The sequence below is a fragment of the Mesorhizobium sp. Cs1299R1N1 genome, assembly GCF_037179655.1.
Classification (GTDB): domain Bacteria; phylum Pseudomonadota; class Alphaproteobacteria; order Rhizobiales; family Rhizobiaceae; genus Mesorhizobium; species Mesorhizobium salmacidum.
On record NZ_JAPYKR010000010.1, the window covers coordinates 47,647 to 68,300 of the forward strand.

At 61.6% G+C, this 20,654-nt stretch carries 27 protein-coding genes, 1 other RNA gene and 1 pseudogene; 14 read left to right on the forward strand and 15 right to left on the reverse strand.

The window, feature by feature from the left end:
• Complete coding sequence (locus O7A70_RS21890) at positions 1–630, reverse strand: TetR/AcrR family transcriptional regulator (RefSeq protein WP_337142314.1); 630 nt, start codon at positions 628–630, stop codon at positions 1–3.
• A 145-nt stretch (positions 631–775) separates the two neighbouring features.
• Here O7A70_RS21890 and O7A70_RS21895 point away from each other — a divergent pair, with 145 nt between their 5' ends.
• Both O7A70_RS21895 and O7A70_RS21900 read left to right on the forward strand, forming a co-directional pair.
• Positions 776–1,255, forward strand: a complete 480-nt coding sequence (locus O7A70_RS21895; RefSeq protein WP_337142315.1) for an anthrone oxygenase family protein — start codon at positions 776–778, stop codon at positions 1,253–1,255.
• Positions 1,256–1,318: 63 nt separating this feature from the next.
• Positions 1,319–1,477: a hypothetical protein gene (locus O7A70_RS21900; RefSeq protein WP_181166615.1), complete on the forward strand. Its 159-nt coding sequence runs from the start codon at positions 1,319–1,321 to the stop codon at positions 1,475–1,477.
• 24 nt (positions 1,478–1,501) lie between these two features.
• On the opposite strand, the gene O7A70_RS21905 is transcribed toward O7A70_RS21900, so the two are convergent.
• From O7A70_RS21905 to O7A70_RS21920, 4 genes are all read right to left on the reverse strand, one after another.
• Positions 1,502–1,798 (reverse strand): SelT/SelW/SelH family protein, encoded by a 297-nt coding sequence (locus O7A70_RS21905; RefSeq protein WP_337142316.1) that lies wholly within the window; start codon positions 1,796–1,798, stop codon positions 1,502–1,504.
• Positions 1,795–2,586 carry an RDD family protein gene (locus tag O7A70_RS21910; protein ID WP_337142317.1) on the reverse strand — a complete coding sequence of 264 codons (792 nt, stop codon included), beginning with the start codon at positions 2,584–2,586 and terminating at the stop codon, positions 1,795–1,797. The genes O7A70_RS21905 and O7A70_RS21910 overlap by 4 nt, the downstream gene beginning before the upstream one ends.
• 96 nt (positions 2,587–2,682) lie before the next feature.
• Entirely contained in the window at positions 2,683–3,432 is a 750-nt protein-coding gene (locus O7A70_RS21915; protein WP_140508917.1) for a YebC/PmpR family DNA-binding transcriptional regulator, read from the reverse strand.
• Positions 3,433–3,630: 198 nt separating this feature from the next.
• A complete protein-coding gene (locus O7A70_RS21920; protein WP_337142318.1) occupies positions 3,631–3,954 on the reverse strand; it encodes an ArsR/SmtB family transcription factor in 324 nt (107 codons plus the stop codon).
• Between the two features lie 51 nt (positions 3,955–4,005).
• On the opposite strand from O7A70_RS21920, the gene O7A70_RS21925 reads away from it, so the two are divergent.
• From O7A70_RS21925 to O7A70_RS21935, 3 genes are read left to right on the forward strand one after another with little or no spacing between them, the layout of a single operon-like run.
• A complete protein-coding gene (locus tag O7A70_RS21925; protein ID WP_337142319.1) occupies positions 4,006–4,488 on the forward strand; it encodes an SRPBCC domain-containing protein in 483 nt (160 codons plus the stop codon).
• Between the two features lie 16 nt (positions 4,489–4,504).
• Positions 4,505–4,867: a hypothetical protein gene (locus O7A70_RS21930; RefSeq protein ID WP_337142320.1), complete on the forward strand. Its 363-nt coding sequence runs from the start codon at positions 4,505–4,507 to the stop codon at positions 4,865–4,867.
• A gap of 25 nt (positions 4,868–4,892) precedes the next feature.
• Positions 4,893–5,360, forward strand: coding sequence for an SRPBCC family protein (locus O7A70_RS21935; protein ID WP_337142321.1), 468 nt, complete (start codon positions 4,893–4,895; stop codon positions 5,358–5,360).
• Between the two features lie 74 nt (positions 5,361–5,434).
• On the opposite strand, the gene O7A70_RS21940 is transcribed toward O7A70_RS21935, so the two are convergent.
• From O7A70_RS21940 to ssrS, 4 genes are all read right to left on the reverse strand, one after another.
• A complete protein-coding gene (locus tag O7A70_RS21940) occupies positions 5,435–6,202 on the reverse strand; it encodes a TerC family protein (protein ID WP_337142322.1) in 768 nt (255 codons plus the stop codon).
• 68 nt (positions 6,203–6,270) lie between these two features.
• Complete coding sequence (locus O7A70_RS21945; RefSeq protein WP_337142323.1) at positions 6,271–7,095, reverse strand: TIGR00282 family metallophosphoesterase; 825 nt, start codon at positions 7,093–7,095, stop codon at positions 6,271–6,273.
• 63 nt (positions 7,096–7,158) lie between these two features.
• Entirely contained in the window at positions 7,159–7,746 is a 588-nt protein-coding gene (locus tag O7A70_RS21950; RefSeq protein WP_337142494.1) for a 5-formyltetrahydrofolate cyclo-ligase, read from the reverse strand.
• Between the two features lie 96 nt (positions 7,747–7,842).
• A non-coding RNA gene (gene ssrS, locus O7A70_RS21955) (6S RNA) lies at positions 7,843–7,998 on the reverse strand.
• 143 nt (positions 7,999–8,141) lie between these two features.
• On the opposite strand from ssrS, the gene O7A70_RS21960 reads away from it, so the two are divergent.
• Positions 8,142–8,981 (forward strand): AAA family ATPase, encoded by an 840-nt coding sequence (locus O7A70_RS21960; RefSeq protein WP_337142324.1) that lies wholly within the window; start codon positions 8,142–8,144, stop codon positions 8,979–8,981.
• A gap of 39 nt (positions 8,982–9,020) precedes the next feature.
• Here O7A70_RS21960 and O7A70_RS21965 read toward each other — a convergent pair whose 3' ends face one another.
• Entirely contained in the window at positions 9,021–10,565 is a 1,545-nt protein-coding gene (locus tag O7A70_RS21965) for an MFS transporter (protein WP_337142325.1), read from the reverse strand.
• A gap of 146 nt (positions 10,566–10,711) precedes the next feature.
• On the opposite strand from O7A70_RS21965, the gene O7A70_RS21970 reads away from it, so the two are divergent.
• The 7 genes from O7A70_RS21970 to msrB all read left to right on the forward strand — a co-directional run bounded on the left by O7A70_RS21970 (position 10,712) and on the right by msrB (position 15,290).
• Complete coding sequence (locus tag O7A70_RS21970) at positions 10,712–11,575, forward strand: LysR family transcriptional regulator (protein ID WP_337142326.1); 864 nt, start codon at positions 10,712–10,714, stop codon at positions 11,573–11,575.
• 59 nt (positions 11,576–11,634) lie between these two features.
• Entirely contained in the window at positions 11,635–12,081 is a 447-nt protein-coding gene (locus O7A70_RS21975; protein WP_337142327.1) for a GNAT family N-acetyltransferase, read from the forward strand.
• Between the two features lie 66 nt (positions 12,082–12,147).
• Entirely contained in the window at positions 12,148–12,342 is a 195-nt protein-coding gene (locus tag O7A70_RS21980) for a type II toxin-antitoxin system HicA family toxin (protein ID WP_337142328.1), read from the forward strand.
• Positions 12,343–12,353: 11 nt separating this feature from the next.
• On the forward strand, positions 12,354–12,758 hold the full coding sequence (locus tag O7A70_RS21985) for a type II toxin-antitoxin system HicB family antitoxin (protein ID WP_337142329.1): 405 nt from the start codon (positions 12,354–12,356) through the stop codon (positions 12,756–12,758).
• Between the two features lie 8 nt (positions 12,759–12,766).
• On the forward strand, positions 12,767–13,957 hold the full coding sequence (locus tag O7A70_RS21990; protein ID WP_337142330.1) for a vWA domain-containing protein: 1,191 nt from the start codon (positions 12,767–12,769) through the stop codon (positions 13,955–13,957).
• Between the two features lie 18 nt (positions 13,958–13,975).
• Positions 13,976–14,773, forward strand: a complete 798-nt coding sequence (locus tag O7A70_RS21995) for an MBL fold metallo-hydrolase (protein ID WP_337142331.1) — start codon at positions 13,976–13,978, stop codon at positions 14,771–14,773.
• 112 nt (positions 14,774–14,885) lie between these two features.
• Positions 14,886–15,290, forward strand: a complete 405-nt coding sequence (gene msrB / locus O7A70_RS22000; protein WP_027141754.1) for a peptide-methionine (R)-S-oxide reductase MsrB — start codon at positions 14,886–14,888, stop codon at positions 15,288–15,290.
• 63 nt (positions 15,291–15,353) lie between these two features.
• Here the strand turns inward: msrB and O7A70_RS22005 are convergent, their stop codons facing one another.
• From O7A70_RS22005 to O7A70_RS22025, 5 genes and pseudogenes are all read right to left on the reverse strand, one after another.
• Positions 15,354–15,653 carry a hypothetical protein gene (locus O7A70_RS22005; protein WP_140713108.1) on the reverse strand — a complete coding sequence of 100 codons (300 nt, stop codon included), beginning with the start codon at positions 15,651–15,653 and terminating at the stop codon, positions 15,354–15,356.
• Complete coding sequence (locus O7A70_RS22010; RefSeq protein ID WP_337142332.1) at positions 15,650–16,093, reverse strand: hypothetical protein; 444 nt, start codon at positions 16,091–16,093, stop codon at positions 15,650–15,652. The genes O7A70_RS22005 and O7A70_RS22010 overlap by 4 nt, the downstream gene beginning before the upstream one ends.
• A 49-nt stretch (positions 16,094–16,142) precedes the next feature.
• Positions 16,143–16,259: pseudogene (locus O7A70_RS22015) on the reverse strand (DUF2312 domain-containing protein); the annotation flags it as partial.
• A 680-nt stretch (positions 16,260–16,939) separates the two neighbouring features.
• Entirely contained in the window at positions 16,940–17,806 is an 867-nt protein-coding gene (locus O7A70_RS22020) for a DUF1194 domain-containing protein (RefSeq protein ID WP_442921200.1), read from the reverse strand.
• A gap of 95 nt (positions 17,807–17,901) precedes the next feature.
• Complete coding sequence (locus tag O7A70_RS22025; protein ID WP_337142334.1) at positions 17,902–19,311, reverse strand: pyridoxal phosphate-dependent decarboxylase family protein; 1,410 nt, start codon at positions 19,309–19,311, stop codon at positions 17,902–17,904.
• Positions 19,312–19,746: 435 nt separating this feature from the next.
• Here O7A70_RS22025 and O7A70_RS22030 point away from each other — a divergent pair, with 435 nt between their 5' ends.
• On the forward strand, positions 19,747–20,631 hold the full coding sequence (locus O7A70_RS22030) for a helix-turn-helix transcriptional regulator (RefSeq protein WP_337142335.1): 885 nt from the start codon (positions 19,747–19,749) through the stop codon (positions 20,629–20,631).
• Positions 20,632–20,654: the final 23 nt, after the last annotated feature.

Consider the following 20,654-nt stretch of genomic DNA (forward strand, 5'->3'; position numbering starts at 1 on the left):
TTATGCCGCCAGCAGTTCTCTGAGCGCCATGCGCTTATAGGCTGCGACCAGCCTGTCGCCCTCCTGCCGCTCGACCGAGATCGCCAGCCGCATGGCCGCCTCGCCCATCTGCCAGACGAGAAAGGCCGTGGTCTCCAGGGAGACGGGGTCGGCGCCGGGACGTAGCCGCTTCAGCACCGCACCGAGGAATTCGGCATTGGCCCGGCTGTCGGCGAGCTCGAGCTGGCGCAGCGCCTTGTCGGCCTGCGTGCCCGACCAGATGTCGCGCATCACCGGTTCGGCGAGGAACAGTCGGTAGTAGATATCGACCAGCTCCGAAAACGCTTGGCCCAGCCCCTCTGCATCCGTAACATCCTTGAGCGCCGCCGAGATGCAGGCTTGGCTCTCCACCGTATAGCGCTCTGCCAGCGCCCAGACGATCGCCCGCTTGTCTGGAAAGAACTGGTAGAGCGATCCGATCGACACCCCGGCCCGTTCAGCGACCTCCCCCATACGCATGGCATCGCTGCCTTGCTCGGCAATCAGTGCCGAGGCGGCGGCCAGCATGCGCTCGACCCGCTCGCGGCTGCGCTGCTGGCTTGGTGCCCGGCGCGGCGAAGCGATCTGCTCGTTGGCCGGCGTGCCTTCCATGACTGTCTCCAACAAACGCGCCCGGCAATCGCCTTGAATGACTTGACTCTCAAAATACGAGGGTTTATCACATTTTACAAATGTGAGGATTAATCACATTTGTAAACAGAGGAACCGGCCGCAACCGGCACTTGGAGCAACCGACATGATTGTCAAACTTCTTCCCATTCTCACCTTCATCGCGGCCCTGGGCGCAGGCGTGGTCGGCGGCGTGTTCTTCGCCTTCTCCAACTTCGTCATGCCGGCGTTCGCTCGCCTGCCGGCGGCGGGCGGCATCGCCGCCATGAATTCGATCAACGTCACCGTCATCACGCCGATGTTCATGACGGCACTCTTCGGCACCGGGCTAGTCTGCCTCGTGCTCATCGCCGGCGCCATCATCGGCTGGAACCAGCCGGGTTCGTTCTGGCTTCTGGCCGGCGCGCTGATCTATCTCGTCGGCAATCCGATCGTGACCATGGTCTTCAACGTGCCGCTTAACGATGCGCTGGCCGCCGTCGATCCAGCCAGCAGCAATGGCGCCGCCGTATGGACCAGCTTTCTCCGGGACTGGGTGATGTGGAACCACGTTCGCACCGTCACCGCCATCGTGGCCATGGCATCCTTCTGGTTCGCCTCGCGTTGACATGTTTACGGGCCGCCGCGTTCGGGCGTTGTGGCGGCCATAAACATTGTCGGGAGAAGAGCCGTGAACGATCCCTATTCGACCATGGCTGTCGGCATTTCGATCGGCGTCGGCCTCGGCGCTGCTCTTGGCGTGGCGATGGATGACCCCGCCGTCGGCATCGGCATGGGCATAGCGATCGGCGCCGGTATCGGTGCTGTTTTCGGAAAGAGGCGCAAGTGATCGTCCCGCTTTCGCGGGAAGATATCAGCTCTTCGCCTTGCGGTCGGCGTGACCGAGATCACGATCCGGATCGATCACGTCGCGGACCAACTGCTTGAGTTTCGCCGCGTCCGGAAAGCCGCCGTCGCGCTTGCGGTCCCAGACCAGTACATCGTTGCACGAGATGGTGAAGATGCCGCCGGTGCCCGGCACCAGCGTCACCTCACCGAGATCGGTGCCGAAGGTGGAGAGCAGCTCCTGCGCCATCCAGCCGGCACGCAACAGCCACAGGCATTGCGTGCAGTAGGTGATGACGACGCAAGGCTTCCCCGACGCGTTCATTGGTCTTCCTCGAGAACGCGCACGGTCGTGCCGGCAGCCCGGTCATGTATTGGCTCGTTGCCGAATGCGATGGCCAGCGCGATCCAGCACGGCCAGAGAAAAGCTAGGGCAGACGCGGCAAAGGCGATTACGATTTCCAGTCGGGAATAGTTCAGCACGGATGCCGGAACGGTTTTCCAGGTCTCGAAAGCAAAGAAAGCTCCGACCAGCGTGGCAGGCAGATAACCCAAGAATTTTACCACCTGCCGACGAACGGCTTTTTGCAAAGCGAGGCCTTCCCTATGCCAATCCAATTCGTCATGGACGAAGGGTGCCAGGACCCCCTTGCCAAGCGACCGGCTGAAGGCCCCCTCCATAACAAGAAGATAGGTTGCCAGGACCAGCACTTGGAGGAAGCCTAGATCCAGTGCCGCAGATCGAAATTTTCCCTTTGAATCAAGGTCTATCGAAAGCATTGAGACTGCCTTCGATTGAGAGTCTGTACTTGTGCCAGCTGCCCATCTGGCCACCGGAAAACCGAAGAAGGATGTTGCACAAACCTGCCAATCGTAGCGGGCAAGTAAAGGATCGTCTGTTCCGTTCAGACTTGCGGACTGGCACGTTTTCCAGTTCAGCCAGAAGCTGCCTTTCACACCGCCGTCGGTCAACAGAAACAAGGCCGCAACCAGCGAATAAAGAGCGACGAAGATGACAAGATAGTCGATAAGCGAAGCGAAAAGCCGTCGCCAAAAGCCACCGCGCCGAGGCCAAGCAATCGCATTGGCACGTTGAATCCCTTCGTCAGTCATCTCCCCTCCTGCCGACAACTGACCGATCTATACTTTAGGCAAGGACCCCTTGGCTATATATCCGCGTACACTTCCGCCCGTGTGGCGCTCTGCAACTCACGCCGCGCTGAGCTTGGCCAAGGTTTCGTCGTCGACTTCGAAGTTGGCGTACACGCTTTGCACGTCGTCATCGTCCTCGAGCGTCGCAACCAGCTTCATCAGCGACTGCGCCCGCTCTTCGTCGACCGGGACATTGTTCTGCGGCTTCCAGATCGCCTTGACCGATTCGGCCTCGCCGAGCGAGGCTTCAAGCGCCTTGGACACTTCGCCGAGAGTCTCGAAGGCGCAATAGATCGTGTGGCCTTCCTCGTCCGATTCGACATCGTCGGCACCGGCTTCGATGGCCGCGTCCATGATCTTGTCGGCACTGCCTGCCGAGGCCGGATAGTAGATTTCGCCGGCGCGGTCCCACATGAACGATACCGATCCGGTTTCGCCGAGCGCGCCGCCTGCCTTGGTGAAGGCGGCACGGACATTGGACGCCGACCGGTTGCGGTTGTCGGTCAGCGCCTCGACGATCACGGCGACGCCACCCGGCCCATAACCTTCGTAACGCACGGCTTCGTAATTCTCGGCATCGCCCATCGAGGCCTTGTTGATGGCGCGCTGGATGTTGTCCTTCGGCATCGACACCGCCTTGGCGTTCTGGATCGCCAGGCGCAGGCGCGGGTTCATCGATGGATCGGGCGTCCCGCTCTTGGCCGCAACGGTGATTTCGCGCGCCAGCTTGGAAAACATTTTCGACCGCACCGCGTCCTGACGGCCCTTGCGGTGCATGATGTTCTTGAACTGTGAATGGCCAGCCATGGCACCCCTGTCGTGTTCGGCTAGAGCGTCTTGCCGCGAGGTGCGTCACCTCGCCTTTGCAAAAGGCTCGAATTCAAAATTTCAGAACGTCCTGATGCGTCCGGGTGGACGCGCGGCGCTCTTGTCGGATTGGCCGGCTTATAGATAAATCGGCTCAATTCGTCCAGCCGCGCCGCGCTGCGGCGATCCCGGCCGTGCCTATGCTTCCAGATCGGACTTCAGCCGGTCGATGATGCTGAGCGCATGACCGGCATACTGGCTGATCCAGCGGTCGTGGATCTGCTTGATCGGCAGCGCGTTGAGATGGTTCCAGCGCTCGCGTCCATCACGGCGCGCGACGATCAGATCTGCCTCCTCCAGCACCTTGAGATGGAGCATGACGGTGCAGCGGTCGATGTCGGGAAAGGCATTGCACAGCATGCCGGTGGTTTTTGGCTCGTCTTTCAACCGATCCAGCATTTCGCGCCGGCGCGGATGCGCCAGCGCCTTGAAAACATTGTCGTCCTGCGATCGGCTTGACATGTTATGTCTATATAACATATTGTTGTCGCGATCAACCAAGGAGCTGTGGATATGTCTCTTGGATTCAGAGTTTCAGGGCGCATCGGCAAACCGGTCGCCGAAGTCTTCGACGCGGTCGTCAATCCGAAGAAGCTCAGCGGTTATTTCACCACCATCGGCGGCGCCAGCGCGCCATTGGTTGCCGGTTCGGGTGTCGTCTGGTGGGGCAAGGTGCCGGTCGAGGTCGATGAAGTGGTCAAGGACAGCCGCATCGTGTTGCGCTGGGATGCTACCGACGCCGACGGCAAGCCCACCTACAAGACCCGCATCGAGATGAATTTCGAGCCGCTCGACGATGGCGGCACCTTCGTCACCATCGCCGAGAGCGGCTGGCAGGAAGGCGCGGTCGGCCTGAAGAAGTCCTACCTGAATTGCGAGGGCTGGTCGCAGATGCTGGCCTGCATGAAGGCCTATGTCGAATACGGCATCAATCTGCGCGACGGTTATTACCGCAGCGAGATGAAGGGCGAGCCCGCCAGCGAAAACAACATTTAAAAAACGGAGCCCAACCATGACCGTGAAGATCACCGGCGGCATCAACATCGCCATGAAGGTGCCATCGCACCAGTACGAAGCGACGCTCGCCTTCTACCGCGACGTCGTCGGCCTCAAGCCGTTCACCACCAAGGCGCCGGCCATCGGCTTCGAGCTTGGGCCTGTCAGGCTGTGGATCGACGAAGCGCCGATGATGAGCCAGGCCGAGATCTGGCTGGAGCTTTTCACGCAGGATTTTCCGGGCACCGCGGATCATCTGGCCAAGGCGGGCGTTGTGCGTTGCGATGCCATCGAGCCATTGGGCTTGGGTTTCCGAGGCGGCTGGATCACCAATCCGGCCAACATCATTCACATGGTGCGCGAACCCGACGCCTGGTGAGCGCGTATTCGAAAAGGAGATCGCCATGGAGATCCGTGAAACACCGACAGCCGAAGCCGCCATGCTGATCCGGCGGCCGGTCGCTGATGTTTTCGAAGCCATCGTCGATCCGGCGATCACGACCCAATTCTGGTTCACCCATGGCAGCGGCCGGCTGGATGGCGGCAAGCCGGTTCAGTGGGAGTGGCGCATGTATGGCGTCTCGACGACCGTCGATGTCAGCGAGATCGTCAGGGACAAGAAGATCGTCATGACGTGGAGCGATCCGCCGACCACGGTGGTCTGGACCTTCACCGAAATGCCTGGCGAGGCGACCTTCCTCGAGGTCCGGAATTTCGGCTTTGCCGGGAATGGCGATGAGCAAGTGAAGGCAGCGGTTGGCTCAACCGGCGGCTTTGCGCTTGTGCTCGCCGGCGCCAAGGCTTGGCTGGAACAGGGCCTGACGCTGGGCCTGATCGCCGACCGTCATCCGAAGGGCGCTCCGGGGCATTAAATCAATTCCAGCAAAAGTGCGAAGGCGATCCTGTTCTCGCCGGAAATGCCGAGGCTCGCCCGATCCGGTCGGTCTCAGTGCTCGTCGCCGGATTTCGCTTTCTTGCGCCGTCGCTCCAGCATGTTGAGCCCTTCGACCAGCGCCGAAAAACCCATCGCGGCGTAGATGTAGCCCTTGGGCACATGGTAGCCCATGCCGTCGGCGATCAGCGTCATGCCGATCATCAGCAGGAAGCCCAGCGCCAGCATGACGATGCTCGGGTTCTTGGCGATGAAGTCCGCCAGCGGTCCGGCGGCCAGCATCATCGCCGTGACAGCCACGATGACCGCGATGTACATGATGGCGATCTCGTCGGTCATGCCGACGGCGGTGATGATGGAATCGATCGAGAAGACGAGGTCGAGCAGCAGGATCTGGAAGATCGCGCCGGCAAGCGAGATCTTGAGCGTTTCACCCAGCATCGTGTCCTGATGGTCGTCGGGATCGACCGTGTGGTGGATTTCCTTGGTCGCCTTCCAGACCAGGAACAGGCCGCCTGCGATCAGGATCAGGTCGCGCCAGGAGAAGCCGTGGCCTAAGGCCGTGAACACCGGCGTCGTCAGCTGGACGATGACGGAGATGGTGGCAAGCAGCACCAGGCGCATGATCAGCGCAGCCGAGATGCCAAGGCGGCGCGCACGAGCCCTCTGCTCCACCGGCAGCTTGTTGGTCAGGATGGAGATGAAGATCAGATTGTCGATGCCGAGCACGATCTCGAGCACCACCAGCGTCAGCAACGCGACCCAGGCGGTCGGGTCGGAAACGAATTGAAAATACGGCGCCAGGAATTCGATAAGCTGCATGGAGGTCGTCCCCTACGATCTAGAGCAGTGTCGCCGGCAATTGGGTATTGCGAACGCCTATATCAATGTCACGACCAGAAGGAGGGGGCCGTTTCCTCCAGCCGGGGGCCGCGACGAAACGGCGCGATCTTCTCGGTCAGCCCAGTGCGGTCGGAGATATTCACGCCGACGCCGCACAATGTCGCCGGGCCGACCGCCGCTTCGAAACGGCCTTTCGGTACTTTCGACAGGAACCGGTTGAGCGGTTCTTCCTTGTCCATGCCGAGCGAGGAATCGTAGTCACCGCACATGCCGGCATCCGACAGGTAGCCGGTGCCGCCATTGAGTATCTGGTGATCGGCGGTGGGCTGGTGCGTGTGGGTGCCGACGACCAGGCTGGCACGGCCGTCGACAAAATGCGCGAAGCACATCTTTTCCGAGGTTGCCTCGGCGTGGAAGTCGATCACCACCGCATCCGCCTGCTCGCCGAGCGGACAGGCCGCAAGCTCGCGTTCGCCGGCCTGGAACGGATCGTCGAGCTCGGGATGCATGAATACCCGGCCCATGATGTTAGCGACCAGCACACGCGCGCCGCTCCTGGCGATATAGACGCCGGAGCCGCGCCCTGGCGTGCCTTTGGGAAAATTGGAGGGCCGCAGGAAACGCTGCTCGCGCGGTGCGAAGGCCAGCGCGTCGCGCTGGTCCCAGACATGGTTGCCGGTGGTCACGACATCGCAGCCCGACGCGATCGTCTCGCGAAAAATCTCTTCGGTGATGCCGAAGCCGCCGGCGGCGTTCTCGCCGTTGACGATGACGAAATCGAGTTTGAAGTCGGAGATCAGGCCGGGCAGTTGTTCCCACACTGCGGTGCGGCCCGTCTTACCGACCATGTCCCCGAGGAAGAGAAGTCTCATCTATGCCTGATCCCGAAAAGTTGCATGACTTTTCGGCAAAGATCATGCGTTTCAAAGAACTATCTACAATTTTGGCGCAAAGCGGCGCAACCCGCTCTCGGTGAGTATTTCCGCGATGACCACGTCATGGGGTTCGTCCGGAACTTGCGAAACTTCCTGGCAGTCGAAGGCGATGCCGACCAGCCGGGGCGCATGCCCCTTGTCGACGAGCTTCGCGATCGCGCGATCGTAATAGCCCGCGCCATAACCGATGCGGTGGCCGCGCGCGTCGAAGGCGGCGAGCGGCACCAGCATGACCGAGGGGTCGAGAACTTCGGCCTCCGCGTGCGGTCCGACCGTGCCAAAGCCCATGTCGACCATCGGCGCGCCACGCACCAGCTCGCGAAAGACGATGGTGGTCTTGTCGAGAATGGCGGGCAGGCAGAGCCGTGCGCCCTTCTCGCGCAAGGCGAACATCAATGGCCTGACATCCACCTCCGAGCGCATTGGCCAGAAACCGGAGACGATCTGACCGGACCCGACCTCCAGATGGTCGCGCGCCGTCTCCGCCATTTCGAGCGCGGCCTCGACCCGCCAGAATTCATCAAGCGCGTCGCGGCGAGCGAGTGCCTCGAGGCGCAGCCGTTTTTTAAGGTCTTTGGGAGAGATCATGCGGCCAAGGTAGAAAAGGTCAGAGCTGTGTGAGGTCTCAAGAGCGACGTTTTCCACCGCGTCATCCACCGCGATGCGTGGATGCCTTGCGACAAGTGACGATCCACACAACCGGTGGAGAGGTCGATCCCGGGTGCCTACAAAGTAGGTGGGCGCCGTGTGAGAAAACCCACGGGTCTTCCCAGGGACAGCTCCCTAAGGATCATTAAGGCCCCGGGGAAAAGTGTCTCCTGCCGGGAAGCGCAGACCGCCTCCGCCAATATAGGCCGATGGTGGTCCGAGCGCCAGAGAGACGGCGCTCTTTCCGCACCGTTGGCCTCATCGCCGTTGCATCCCCGCCCTTGCGCTGACCAGAGGGCCTCCTTACGGTCCCCGGAACGAACCGAGGAGCAAAAATGCGTTTCGAAGGCACGGCGGCCTATGTCGCCGACAAGGATCTGATGGTGGCGGTCAACGCGGCGATCGCGCTGGAGCGGCCATTGCTGGTCAAGGGCGAGCCCGGCACCGGCAAGACGGAACTTGCCCGCCAGGTGGCGGCGGCACTCGGCCTCGACCTCATCGAATGGCATGTCAAATCGACGACACGGGCGCAGCAAGGTCTTTACGAGTACGATGCCGTGTCGCGGCTGCGCGACAGCCAGCTCGGCGATGTCAGGTTCAACGACATCAAGAACTACATCAAGTGCGGCAAGCTTTGGGAGGCGTTCGCGGCCGGCAAGAAGGTCGTGCTTCTGATCGACGAGATCGACAAGGCCGACATCGAATTCCCCAACGACCTGCTGCAGGAACTCGATCGGATGGAGTTCTTCGTCTATGAGACCGGCGAGACCATCCGCGCTGCGGTGCGGCCCATCGTCATCATCACTTCCAACAACGAGAAGGAACTGCCGGACGCCTTCCTGCGCCGCTGCTTCTTCCACTATATCCGCTTTCCCGATGTCGACACGCTGCACAGGATCGTCGATGTCCACTATCCCGGCATCAAGCAGAACCTGGTGCGCGCGGCGCTGACCCAATTCTACGAAATCCGTGACGTGCCGGGGCTGAAGAAAAAGCCGTCGACATCGGAGGCGCTGGACTGGATCCGCCTGCTGGTCGCCGACGACATCGCGCCAGAGGATTTGCGCGCCGACGCCAAGAACGCGCTGCCCAAGCTGCACGGCGCCCTGTTGAAGAACGAACAGGACGTGCATCTGTTCGAGCGGCTGGCCTTCATGGCGCGGCGGCAGGGGTGAAGATCGAGCGAAGGTCCGCTGCGAGCAGGCTTCGGCCGCTCATTCGGCGGCAGCAAAGCCTCTCTCCTGCGGCGCGACACGCTTCGGTCCAAAGATGACGAAACCGATGACCGCCAGGGCAAGAACGCCAATCCCGCAATAGAGCATGACCCAGCCGAAGCCATTGACCAGGGCGGCATGCACAATGGCGCCGGACGGGTCGAGGGTTGCGAGGTGAGGCGTCTCCCGTGCAAGGCCATCGAGATTTCCGGCGGCGATCCTTTCCGCCAACGCGCGCAATTCGCTGGGGTTGAAAGCCCCGCCGAATGCGTTGCGGAGATAAGAAGCAATCCCCTGCGTCAACAAAAGGCCGAGCACCGCTATGTTGATGGCGAGCGTGATCAGGCGCGCGCTGATGTCGATGCCCGAAGCCATCCCGGCGCGATCGGCCGACACCGCCCCGGTGGTGGTGTTGGTGGTCGGCGAATTGGTCAGCCCGATACCGATCCCGGCGATCAGAGTGCCGGGCAGCATGGTCAGCCAGTTGGCGCCCTCGAGCCCGGACCCGATCCACATGGCGATAAAGCCGATCCCCAGGGTCAGCAGGCCGAGCGGGATCGCGATCCGCGCCTGATAACGCGCACGCAGGCGCTCGGCGATCGGCGGCATCACCATGAAGGGCAGCGTGTAGACCAGCAGCAGCAGGCCGGTCGTGGTGCTGTCGTAGCCGAGCACGCCGGAATAGTAGATCGGCAGATAGATGATGAACGGCCAGTAGCTGAAATTCATGCCTATGGCGCCCATGATCGCACCCGAAAACTGGCGGATGCGGAAGACCGAGAAATCGAACATCGGATAGGGATTGACCCTCTCGGCGACCAGGAACGCGATGAAAGCCGCAACCGACGCGACAATCACGGCAATACGGGCGCCGGCCCCGAGATCAGCACCTTGCGTGATCAGATAGGAGAAGCCGAACACTGCCGCCGACAGGGTCAGCAGGCCTGCCAGATCGAGCTTATGGGCGTTGTGATCGCGCGATTGCGTGACCCCGGCACCAATGAAGGCGAGCGCCAGGATCGCCAGCGGCACGTGGATGAGGAAAACCCATTGCCAGTTCGACAGCGCCACGATCAAGCCGCCGATCGCGGGCCCAAAACCGAGCCCTATGCCGGAGACGACGCTCCAGGCGACGAAGGCCTTGCCGCGCGCCTTTCCGTCCTGGAACTGGTGCGACAGCACGGCCACGCTGCAGGTCAGCATTGCGCCACCGGCAAGGCCTTGCAGAAAGCGGGCGGCGATCAGCAGCGGCGCGCTCGTTGCCAGACCGCACATCAGCGAGGCAAGGCCGAAGGCGACGGTGGTGATCACCATCACGCTCTTTCGCCCGAAACGGTCGGCCAATGTTCCCGTCGCCATCAGCACCGTCGTGCAGGCAATGGTGTAGGCATTCATGATCCACTGCAAATCCTTGAAATCGGCGGCGAGCACGCTTTCCAGCTTCGGCAGGATCACCGGCACGCTGGAGATTTCGAGCCCGAACAGGAGAGACGCCAGGCACACGCCGGTCAGCGCGATGGTGTTTCGTTCAATTTGAAACGGCATGTCGGTCACTTTCCATCGAGACAGGGAGAGGCGGCATTCTTCAAACCGCGGTCAGGCTGACATAGATGAGACTTGACCATGAAAAAAGGCTATGGTTGGCTATATCAGAAATGACAAATTGGCATGATGCCGATGGAAGGCCTGGAATGACCACCCTTGACGTCGACGCCGTACGCACCTTCGTGATGGTGGCCGATCTGCAGAGCTTCACCCGCGCCGCCGAAACACTTGGCAGCACCCAGGCGACGATCAGCGTCAAGCTGCGGCGTCTTGAGGAAAAGCTCGGCGCGCGGCTGATCGAGCGCACCCCGCGCCGCGTCAGCCTGTCGGCGAGGGGCGCCGTTTTCCTGCCTTCCGCGCGCGACTTCCTTGCCGCGCATGAGCGCGCCATGGCCGAGTTTTCCGAAGCGCCCTGCCGGCTCGCGCTCGGCTTTGTCGATCATGTCGCCGGCCCCGAACTTTCCATCCTGATCGCCCAACTCCACGCGCACGATCCATCGCTCACGCTCAGTTTGAGGATCGACACCAGCACCATTCTGAAGGAGGCGTTCGATCGCGGCGAACTCGATGCGATCATCGTGCACCGCGAGGGCGACAGCCGTCCGGGCCGGACCTTGTCGCGCAATCACTATGGCTGGTTCGCGACGCCTTCCTTCGAATGGCAGCGCGGGACGCCGCTGCGCCTCGCTCTCCTGAGCACCATATGCAGTTGTCCGGATCGTGTGCGAGCCGTCGAGACGCTGGACAAGGCTGGCATCGCCTGGGAGGAGGCATTTGTGGGTGGCGGCGGCGCGGCCGTCAACATTGCGGTATCGGCGGGCTTTGCCGTTTCGGCGCTGGCCCACCGCGTCGTTCCTCCCGGCCTGGTCGAGATTGGCCGCAAGCTCGGCCTGCCGCCGCTTGACCCGTCCGAAGTGGTCCTGCATTCGCACACATTGGCGCCGCGGGCGCGCGAGGCGCTGTATGTGCTGGCCACCGCATTTCGCGAGTACAATTCGGCCGCGGTTTAGGCGAAGCTGTATCCGGCCCTGATTCCGTCCGGAACAGATCAGACTTTGGAGGAACCGAAATGACCGAGATCACCGTCCGCCAGCTCGAGCAATCCGACCACGCCGACTGGCGCCGCCTGTGGACCGACTATCTCACATTCTACGAAACCAAGCTGCCGGAAGAGGTCTACGCGGTCACCTGGAAACGGCTGTTCACCGAAGGCGAGTTCGAGCCGAAGGGTTTTATCGCTACCCTCGACGGCATGGCGGTCGGCCTCACCCATTATCTCTACCACCGCTCCGGCTGGTCGGAGAAAAACAACTGCTACCTGCAGGACCTGTTCGCCGACCCGCAAGTGCGCGGCAAGGGCATCGGCGCGGCCCTCATCGAGGCGGTGAAGCAGGAGGCCGGCAAGATCGGGGTGAAAAACGTCTACTGGATGACGCACGAGACCAACGTCACCGCGCGCAAGCTCTACGACCGCGTCGCGCGCCGCACCGGCTTTATCGAGTATGATTTGCTCTGACGATTGGCAATTGGCAATTGAAACGGTCGCCATTGCGCAATATATTGCGCATAATCAGGAGGCGTGATGCCACTGATCGAGACCAACACACTCAAGATTGTCGCGAGGCTTTTGCGCGACGGTTGGTTAAATCTCGGCGGCGGCAAGCATGAGAAGTATGAGCATCCGGAAAGGCCTGATGTGATGATCATCGTGCCGCGACATCGCGAACAATCGCCTGGTGTCGCGCGGTCGATCGCCCGGCTCGCCGGATGGATCTGAGGACGGAACGCATGACGCACTATGTGGGAATTCTCGACGGCGCGGACGATGTTTGGGGGGTGCGGGTCCCTGATCTTCCCGGTTGTCATGGCGGCGGCGCAAACCCCGAAGAGGCGATTGCCGATGCGACATCGGCTGTGCGCGAATGGGTCGAAACACGATTGGCAAAGGGCGTTTCCTTTCCCAAGGCACGCACGCTGGCGGATCTGTTGAGAGCGGACGAGATCGATAGCTCTGCGGGCGAATCCGCCGTCATGATTCCGGTGCTGATCGATTCAGGGCGGCCCGTTCGAGCCAATCTGTCGCTCGATGCCGGCCTGCTGGCGGCCATAGATGCCGAGGCCAGCCGTCGCGGCCTGACGCGCTCTGCCTTTATCGCAAGCGCCGCACGAGAAAAGATCGAGGGCCACAGGTAACAGCCGGCATGTTCATCCCCTTCTTCCTCGAACTGAAGGCAGCGCGTGTTCCCGTTTCGCTCAGGGAATACCTCTCTCTGCTGGAAGGGCTGGAAGCCGGACTGGTCGACTATGATGTCGAGGGATTTTACTACCTTGCCCGCGCCGCCCTGGTAAAGGACGAGCGTCATATCGACCGCTTCGACCAGGTGTTCGCGCATGTCTTCAAGGGCATCGAAGCGCTGGGTGGCCCGGATGTCGTCAATGTCGCCGACATTCCCGAGGAATGGCTGCGCCGGCTCGCCGAGAAACACCTGACCGAGGAGGAGAAAAAGCTGGTCGAGGCGCTTGGCGGCTTCGACAAGCTGATGGAGACGCTGAAGCAGCGGCTCGAGGAACAAAAGGGCCGCCACCAGGGCGGCTCGAAATGGATCGGCACCGGCGGCACCTCGCCCTTCGGCGCCTATGGCTACAACCCCGAAGGCGTCCGCATCGGCCAGCATGAAAGCCGCAACCGCCGCGCGGTGAAGGTCTGGGACAAGCGCGAGTTCAGGAATTTCGACGATGCCGTCGAACTCGGCACCCGCAACATCAAGGTCGCGCTGAAGCGGCTGCGCCGCTGGGTGCGCGAAGGCGCGGAGGAGGAGTTCGACCTGCCCGGCACCATCCACGCCACCGCCGAGCATGGCTATCTCGACGTCAAGACACGGCCCGAGCGCCGCAATGCGGTGAAGCTCCTGATGTTCTTCGATGTCGGCGGCTCGATGGACGACCATATCAAAAGCGTCGAGGAACTGTTTTCGGCCGCCCGCGCCGAATTCCGCCAGCTCGAATATTTCTATTTCCACAACTGCATCTACGAAGGCGTGTGGAAGGACAATCGCCGCCGCCATGCCGAGGTGATTCCGACCTTTGACCTCCTCCACAAATATGGTCCGGACTATAAGGTCATCGTCGTCGGCGATGCCTCGATGAGCCCATACGAGATCGCCCACCCCGGCGGCTCGGTGGAACACTGGAACCCCGAGGCCGGAACCGTTTGGCTCGGTCGGCTGCTGCAGCAATGGCCGAACGCGGTGTGGCTTAATCCCGAGAGCGAAAAGAACTGGGGCTTTACCCATTCGATCGCGATGATCCGTGACGTCTTCGGCGGCCGCATGTTTCCGCTGACACTGGCCGGGCTCGAAGGTGCTACGAAGCAGCTTTCAAGAAAGCACTGAAGGACCACGGGAGATCAGATGACCTGCTTCCTCTGCTTGCAGTGCGGCGTCCAGTTCGCGGCGACGGAAACGCCACCGCGACACTGCCCGATTTGCGAGGACGAACGGCAGTATGTGCGCTGGGAGGGCCAGGCCTGGACCACGCCGCAACAACTCGCCGCCGCGCATCGGCTGGTGATGAAGGACGACGCCGGCGTGCTCGCGTTTGGCATCGAGCCGCGCTTCGCCATCGGCCAGCGGGCGCTGCTGGCGCAAACGCCGCACGGCAATGTGCTATGGGACTGCATCTCGATGGTAAGCGACGAGGCGGTGGCGGAGATCAACCGCCGCGGCGGCCTTGCCGCGATCGCCATCTCGCACTGCCATTACTATTCGGTGATGGTCGAATGGAGCGAGGCGTTTGGCGGCGTGCCGATCTATCTCCATGCCGACGACCGGCAATGGATCATGCGGCCGCATCGCTCGATCGTCAGTTGGCAAGGCGAGACGCTGGCCATCAACCCGTCGCTGACACTCATCCGCTGCGGCGGCCACTTTGCCGGCGGCCAGGTGCTGCACTGGAAACGCGACGGTGCCGATGCCCTGCTGACCGGCGACATCCTGCAGGTGACGCCGACACGCCGCCATGTCAGCTTCATGTACAGCTATCCGAACCAGATCCCGCTCAATGCTGCCGCCATACACCGCATCGCGGCAGCCCTTGCGCCGTTCGCCTTCGACGACATCTACGGCGCATGGTGGAACCAGAACATCATCGGCGATGCGAAGACGGCGCTGGCCGCCTCCGTCACGCGCTATCTCGCGGCGATCGCCTGAGGAATTCCAGGTGGTCCGCTCGAAAATGCGGGCAAATGCCGTAACAAACGCCTATCTTGTTGCGAACATCCGGTTGCAACCAAGAACGAGCCGCCAAGGCTGAGGAGATCAAATGGACACCCACACCTACCCCGTAACCCGCACCGACGCCGAATGGCGCGCCCGGCTGACGCCGGAGCAATACGCGGTCATGCGCAACCATGGCACCGAGCGGCCGGGGAGCTGCGCCCTGCTCTATGAGAAGCGTGCCGGCACTTTTTCCTGCGTTGGCTGCGACCAGCCGCTGTTCCAATCCACGCTGAAGTTCGAGAGCGGCACCGGCTGGCCGAGCTTCAACGATCCCGTTCCGGGCTCGGTCGAGAACACGGTCGACCGCAGCTACGGCATGGTCCGTACCGAATGCCACTGCTCTCGTTGCGGCAGCCATCTCGGCCATGTCTTCGAGGACGGCCCGCCGCCGACCGGCCTGCGCTACTGCATCAATGGCGTGGCGCTGAAATTCGAGCCCGCGGCCTGAACAGGCGTCATCATTTCTCGCGAAGGGCGGCTCCGGCCGCCCTTTTTCGTACGGGTCGCCTGGTCAGACGACGATCGTGGCGATCAGCCAGAGCGCTGATCCGAGCATGAAGAGCGAAGCCCTCGCACCGCCGGCCTTCTCAGCCGTGCGCCAGACCGCCAAAGTCAGGAAGACGTTGTAGGGGACCGGTGCAAAATGCACCGCCAGGACAAGGCCGAGCGGCATCTTCAGCCCAAGCAGGATCAGCGCCGCAGCAGACGACGCAATATTGATCACGGTCCCGACAAGCATCATGTCACGCCAGAACAGCCGGTCGACCGGCACCTCGCCAAGCCAACGCGAGCGGAAGAAATCCGCGATCACCTACCCTGCCCAAGCACTTCGGTTACGGCGCGCTCGACCCGTGAGCATTCCGTCACCAGCCAGTCGGTCATGGCAGGCCAGTTGTCCTCGGGAAAGCAATTGACCCGCCACATCGAATTGATGCCGAGGCCTTCGCAGCTTTGTTCCGGCCTGAGTTTCAGCCTGTCTTCGATCGCCGGCCGGAACGGCTCCAGCCGCGCCCAGCTTTGCGTGGCGCCGAACTTCTCGTTGCGGCCGAAGAAGACGCCGACATGGTTCTGCGCCGGCGCGACATACATGGAAAGGACCAGTGCGAAGTCGGGCAGCCCGCGCTGCCAGAACCAGGGTCCTCGCCGCGCCAGCCGGGCCCTTTCTTCCGGATGCCGTTCGGCAAACAGCGACCAGAAGCCGCGATGGCGGAATTCCGAGGCGCGACGGCCGCCAAAGTCGAATTCGCTCATGGTTCGAACCGTTGAGGGCGCCGCATGACGCCCCAGACTGATTCCAGTCTTAGACCATGCCGAGCGCGGCCATGTACAGATCGAGGATGGCATCCTCCTCCTGGAGCTCGGCCTGATCCTTCTTGCGCAACTGGATGATGATGCGAATTGCCTTGGTGTCGAAGCCTTTTCGCCACTACGTGAATCTGTCGCCCAACTCCTATGCCTTCCACCCCCTCAAACCCATGCGCCACAACGATTCCACCAGTTCCAAACATCCGGGCCTTATCGCTAAGGTGTTACTTAGGGTGAGCTCGGTTGCTGCGAAAAGGAGGGAGAAATGCCACGGCATCTGATCGCCTGTATCCAATTCGGGTACCAAGGGTCAGATTTCCACTAGCGACTCTGCGCGATTGAACTTGTGCCCTCGGCGCGAAGAAACACGCCCACCTGAATCTCTGATAGGCTTCGAACTTCATATGGGGGATGATCGTTCGGTAAAACGTTATTAGGCGCTCGCAAATATGGTAGCGATCGTCCGGCGCGGCCTGGACACGCTCTCTAGGAATGAACCACTCCGCCTCTTGTGGCTCATTCCTGTAGGCGGGGCGAGGCAGCCTGACAAAATAGCCGTCTTTAGTCTCTCTGACGTCGCTGGAATCAATAGGGTGGCAATCTTTGTTGCCGCAGCAATCATAATGAAGAACTGGGTCAATCTTGCCAGTATACCAATCGTGAGCATCGGCATCGCCGACCAAGGCCAGCCAGACCAATGCAATGTACCTTTGCGACCGTCTCATGGAATGACCCCTGGCATTTGCCCAACGGTGCGCAGAGAGAAGTTCGTCCTCAATTTCAGGGAAGGGTTCACGGCCGCTCGCCCGCTTTTCGCGGAAATTGTTGGTCAACATTCATGCTTATTTCAGTCGCCAACTTTCGGCGAAGAGCCGTGGCGTAGTCGCTAGGTTCTGTCAGTGTCATGACGAAGGCCTGCGGACCGCCAATGACGGAATGGGCAAAATAGGACGCCAACGGGTGGTCGGCGTTCTCGTCTTGCGCCGGAATGGCGATCGCATTGATCGTGTATCCTTTGGCAACGGCGTTCAACCTGCCCAACTGAACAGGCAACCCATCGTTGTTCTCGCCATTGCCTGAGATGTCGATTACTTTCTTGGCTGCCTTTCCCGGAAACTGGTCGAGCAGCAGGCTTCCGATGTCGATGGCCGAGGAAACCGATGTTCCGCTTCGCCCCCGGCGGGCGAAGCCGGTATCTCCTTTCTTGCTGATCACCGATGCGGCCGCTCTGGCCTCTTCCAGTCCGCAGATGGTCGTCCATGGCAGCACGACGCGTGAGTGTCCGGGACTCGACCACTCAAAGTAAGCCACCCCGATGCAACCGACGTAATTGCGCGCGATGGCGGCAATGATCTCGGGCGAAGTGAGTGCCGCGGCATGTCCCTTGCGCTGCAGATCTGCAGTGGCTGGATCGATTGAGGATGAGAAATCGACCGCGAATACGACGGCTACATCAACGGTGGCGGCATGCGCCTGCAACTCCCAAAACACCGAGGTCGCAAGTGTCGCCGCCAGTCTCAACAATGAGTCGGCCCCCTTTGCCGGCCTCCCGGCTTGCCTTTCCGTCGGCCTCAGACGACTACCACTCCATGTCGACGGCTCGTAATACGATGGCGCCCCAGACACCAGCCCGGCTCCGCGATGCGCACTTCCGAACATTTTACTCTCCCATGGATAGCCGAATCGCTACCTCCCGAGGGCCTACACGTGAATGACGGCTTCGCGCCGTTCCAGCAATCGCCACCCATGCCCGCTCAATTCGCTATGCTTTCGGCAAAATTCCGCAGCAACACTGTCGTCGCGGCCGCGATCGCACGCTTCACGTCCAACCCGGTGGTGCGCGCGTTGACCACGCTGACGCGCATGGCGCGCCGGTTCCGCCACGTTGTGCCCGAGAAGAAAGCTTCGCCGGTCTCGTTGATCCTTCGAATGGTTTCGTCCGTGAAAGCGTCGTTTTCCTCGGGCGACGCTCCCGGTCGGCCGAACCGGACCAGGCCCTGATTGAGTGTGGGCCGTGCAATTATCTCCGCACCCGGCAGTTCGCCAATCCCGTCGACTATGTTGGCGCAATGCATGCAACAGCGGTCGACCAGAGCCTCTACGCCGCTGCGGCCGAGTTCCCTCAGCGCGGCGTAAACAGGAATCCCGCGCGCGCGGCGGGAGTATTCCGGGTTCCAGTCCGACTGGTCGCGCGCGCTGGATGTCGGCACGACGTATGCCGCGCTTGATGTCATCGCTGCGCGATGCGCCGTGCGGTCTCGGACGATTGCGATGCCGCAATCGAAAGGCACATTCAGCCATTTGTGAGCGTCGGTCGCCCAGCTGTCCGCCAGTTCTACGCCGTCGAGATGATCGCGGTATGTCCGGCTTGCACGTGCGAATAGTCCGAAGGCGCCGTCGACGTGAACCCAAGCGCCGGCTGATTGTGCCAGCGGGATCAACTCCTTGAACGGATCGCATGCGCCGATGTTCAGGTCGGCGGCGTTGAGCACGAGAATGGTCGGCCTGGAATCGCCCGGAAGCGCTCTGGCAAGCTCGGCAGCAGGGACACGCCCATCCTTATCAGTTTGCAGCGTTTCGAGGGCGTTTCGGCCGATGCCCAGGAAGCGCACCGCACGGTCTATGGTGACGTGCCGTTGGTCGCTGGTCAGCACGCGTATCGCGGGTGCTCCAAACAGCCCGTCGTCCTCGACCTTCCAGCCGGCGCGCTCGAGCAGCCCGAAGCGCGCCGCGGCAAGGCCCGTTACGTGCGCCATCTGGCAACCGCTGGTGAAAGCGAAAGAAGCGTCCCGTGGCAGGTCGAGCAACTCCTTGATCCATTCTCCGGCGATTTCTTCGATCACTGCGGAAGCAGGACTGGCGGAATAAAGTGCGGCGTTCTGGTCCCATGCGGCAACGAGCCAGTCTGCCGCCAGCGCAGATTCCAGCCCGCCGCCGAACACCCAGGCAAAAAACCGTCCGCCCGCATTGCCGTGCATTCCGGGGGCGGCATCCCTGGCCAGTGTCCGCACGACTTCCTCCGCGCTTCGGCCATGCGGAGGCAAAGGGCCGCCTAAAGATCGCCGGAGTTCCGGCAAGGTCGCTGTCGCGCCAACCGGCCGGGTGTCCAATCCCTTGATCCATTCACCTGCCGCCTGGCAAGCAAGTGATAGCGCGGCGCTCATGACCTCGACCCCTTCGACAAGACGGCGACCCAAACGGGAGGTTTGGCCCTCACAGATTCTCCCAATTCAGTGCCACCACTGTTGCAGACACGCCGCAATTGCTTGCAGTAGTTCGCCGCTGGCGCATCAGACGTATGTCGTATATTTTACTTGCTGTGTCCGTTCAGAACGGCACGGTCGAGGGACCCTAGTGGGAAGCTTGGATGCTATTTTGGCCGCAGTGCAGAGCATTCACAGCGCACCGATCACCGTCGGCGGTTGGACAACCGCCCTGTCATCCGCCGCCGCGGCCTCCCGCAGCGAAAATGTGTTCTTGGTTAGCGGCCGCCCTGCCAAGGCTGATGTAGCCGTAGTGGGCATTGGACGGAGCCTGAAAATCTGGCTCGGTTCGCGGCCGTTGTTCGTGAGGGGAGATTGCCTCGATGGATGAATCGGGTGCCGACCCTCGCGCCTCAGCCCAGTTCCGGAATGATCCCTGACCGGGAATTTGTCCGTTCGGATTTCTACAACGAAGTCCCTCGTCCAATGGGTGGTTTCTACGGCGTTGTGACACCTCTCGAACGCTCGCCCCTTCTGCAGGCATTCTTTGTAGCCGGGCGCAGGTTGGGTCGGGAGGATTACGACGACGATGACATCTCGGTCATCCGCGTCCTGTCGCAGCATCTCGCTGGTTCGCTGCAGGTGGCGGAGCGGATAGCCGGCGCGGAAATGCTGGTCTCAGGTGTTTGCGCGGCGCTGGACCGCCCCGACGCCGGTGTCATACTGGTCGATGCAGGTGGCAAGGTTCTCTTCGCGAACCGCAGCGCAGGCAACGCGTTGTCGCAATGCGACGGATTGCTGTGTGAAGGAGACCGGCTTGCCGCATCTCATCCGCGCGCTTCAAGTGACTTGCGCCGCCGAATTGCCGCCTGCGCCCAGAGCGGGCATGTGGTCGGGGATTGCGGCGGAACCTTGACGGTTCCGCGGAGACCGGGCCGAGGGCCGTGGCGGGTCCATGTCGCTCCGCTCCGGTTCGATGATTTCCATCGAGACATCGATCCGTTGGCTAGAGTCTACCCAAAGGTAATCGTTGTTGCCTTTGACCTGCATGATGAAGCGCAAGCGAGGAAAGACATTTTCCATCGCAAATTCGGCCTTACCCGAGCGGAGGCGGCGGTGGCTTTGGAGGTTTTGAAAGGGGACGGCCGCGAGGCAGCGGCGGCACGGCTCGGTTTATCGGCTGGTACCGTACGGACGCATCTCATGCACATTTTTGAGAAAGCGGGCGTTCATCGCCAGGCCGAACTTGTTCGGATCCTTCTTGATAGCACAATAGCGTAGCCCGGCTATTAGGAAATTCGCAA

Excerpts from the sequence above, each read along its gene's own strand:
- O7A70_RS21890 (WP_337142314.1), bottom strand. The coding sequence starts at position 630 with ATGGAAGGCACGCCGGCCAACGAGCAGATCGCTTCGCCGCGCCGGGCA.
- O7A70_RS21895 (WP_337142315.1), top strand. The coding sequence starts at position 776 with ATGATTGTCAAACTTCTTCCCATTCTCACCTTCATCGCGGCCCTGGGC.
- O7A70_RS21905 (WP_337142316.1), bottom strand. The coding sequence starts at position 1,798 with ATGAACGCGTCGGGGAAGCCTTGCGTCGTCATCACCTACTGCACGCAA.
- O7A70_RS21910 (WP_337142317.1), bottom strand. The coding sequence starts at position 2,586 with ATGACTGACGAAGGGATTCAACGTGCCAATGCGATTGCTTGGCCTCGG.
- O7A70_RS21915 (WP_140508917.1), bottom strand. The coding sequence starts at position 3,432 with ATGGCTGGCCATTCACAGTTCAAGAACATCATGCACCGCAAGGGCCGT.
- O7A70_RS21920 (WP_337142318.1), bottom strand. The coding sequence starts at position 3,954 with ATGTCAAGCCGATCGCAGGACGACAATGTTTTCAAGGCGCTGGCGCAT.
- O7A70_RS21925 (WP_337142319.1), top strand. The coding sequence starts at position 4,006 with ATGTCTCTTGGATTCAGAGTTTCAGGGCGCATCGGCAAACCGGTCGCC.
- O7A70_RS21930 (WP_337142320.1), top strand. The coding sequence starts at position 4,505 with ATGACCGTGAAGATCACCGGCGGCATCAACATCGCCATGAAGGTGCCA.
- O7A70_RS21935 (WP_337142321.1), top strand. The coding sequence starts at position 4,893 with ATGGAGATCCGTGAAACACCGACAGCCGAAGCCGCCATGCTGATCCGG.
- O7A70_RS21940 (WP_337142322.1), bottom strand. The coding sequence starts at position 6,202 with ATGCAGCTTATCGAATTCCTGGCGCCGTATTTTCAATTCGTTTCCGAC.
- O7A70_RS21945 (WP_337142323.1), bottom strand. The coding sequence starts at position 7,095 with ATGAGACTTCTCTTCCTCGGGGACATGGTCGGTAAGACGGGCCGCACC.
- O7A70_RS21950 (WP_337142494.1), bottom strand. The coding sequence starts at position 7,746 with ATGATCTCTCCCAAAGACCTTAAAAAACGGCTGCGCCTCGAGGCACTC.
- O7A70_RS21960 (WP_337142324.1), top strand. The coding sequence starts at position 8,142 with ATGCGTTTCGAAGGCACGGCGGCCTATGTCGCCGACAAGGATCTGATG.
- O7A70_RS21965 (WP_337142325.1), bottom strand. The coding sequence starts at position 10,565 with ATGCCGTTTCAAATTGAACGAAACACCATCGCGCTGACCGGCGTGTGC.
- O7A70_RS21970 (WP_337142326.1), top strand. The coding sequence starts at position 10,712 with ATGACCACCCTTGACGTCGACGCCGTACGCACCTTCGTGATGGTGGCC.
- O7A70_RS21975 (WP_337142327.1), top strand. The coding sequence starts at position 11,635 with ATGACCGAGATCACCGTCCGCCAGCTCGAGCAATCCGACCACGCCGAC.
- O7A70_RS21980 (WP_337142328.1), top strand. The coding sequence starts at position 12,148 with ATGCCACTGATCGAGACCAACACACTCAAGATTGTCGCGAGGCTTTTG.
- O7A70_RS21985 (WP_337142329.1), top strand. The coding sequence starts at position 12,354 with ATGACGCACTATGTGGGAATTCTCGACGGCGCGGACGATGTTTGGGGG.
- O7A70_RS21990 (WP_337142330.1), top strand. The coding sequence starts at position 12,767 with ATGTTCATCCCCTTCTTCCTCGAACTGAAGGCAGCGCGTGTTCCCGTT.
- O7A70_RS21995 (WP_337142331.1), top strand. The coding sequence starts at position 13,976 with ATGACCTGCTTCCTCTGCTTGCAGTGCGGCGTCCAGTTCGCGGCGACG.
- msrB (WP_027141754.1), top strand. The coding sequence starts at position 14,886 with ATGGACACCCACACCTACCCCGTAACCCGCACCGACGCCGAATGGCGC.
- O7A70_RS22010 (WP_337142332.1), bottom strand. The coding sequence starts at position 16,093 with ATGAGCGAATTCGACTTTGGCGGCCGTCGCGCCTCGGAATTCCGCCAT.
- O7A70_RS22020 (WP_442921200.1), bottom strand. The coding sequence starts at position 17,806 with ATGTTCGGAAGTGCGCATCGCGGAGCCGGGCTGGTGTCTGGGGCGCCA.
- O7A70_RS22025 (WP_337142334.1), bottom strand. The coding sequence starts at position 19,311 with ATGAGCGCCGCGCTATCACTTGCTTGCCAGGCGGCAGGTGAATGGATC.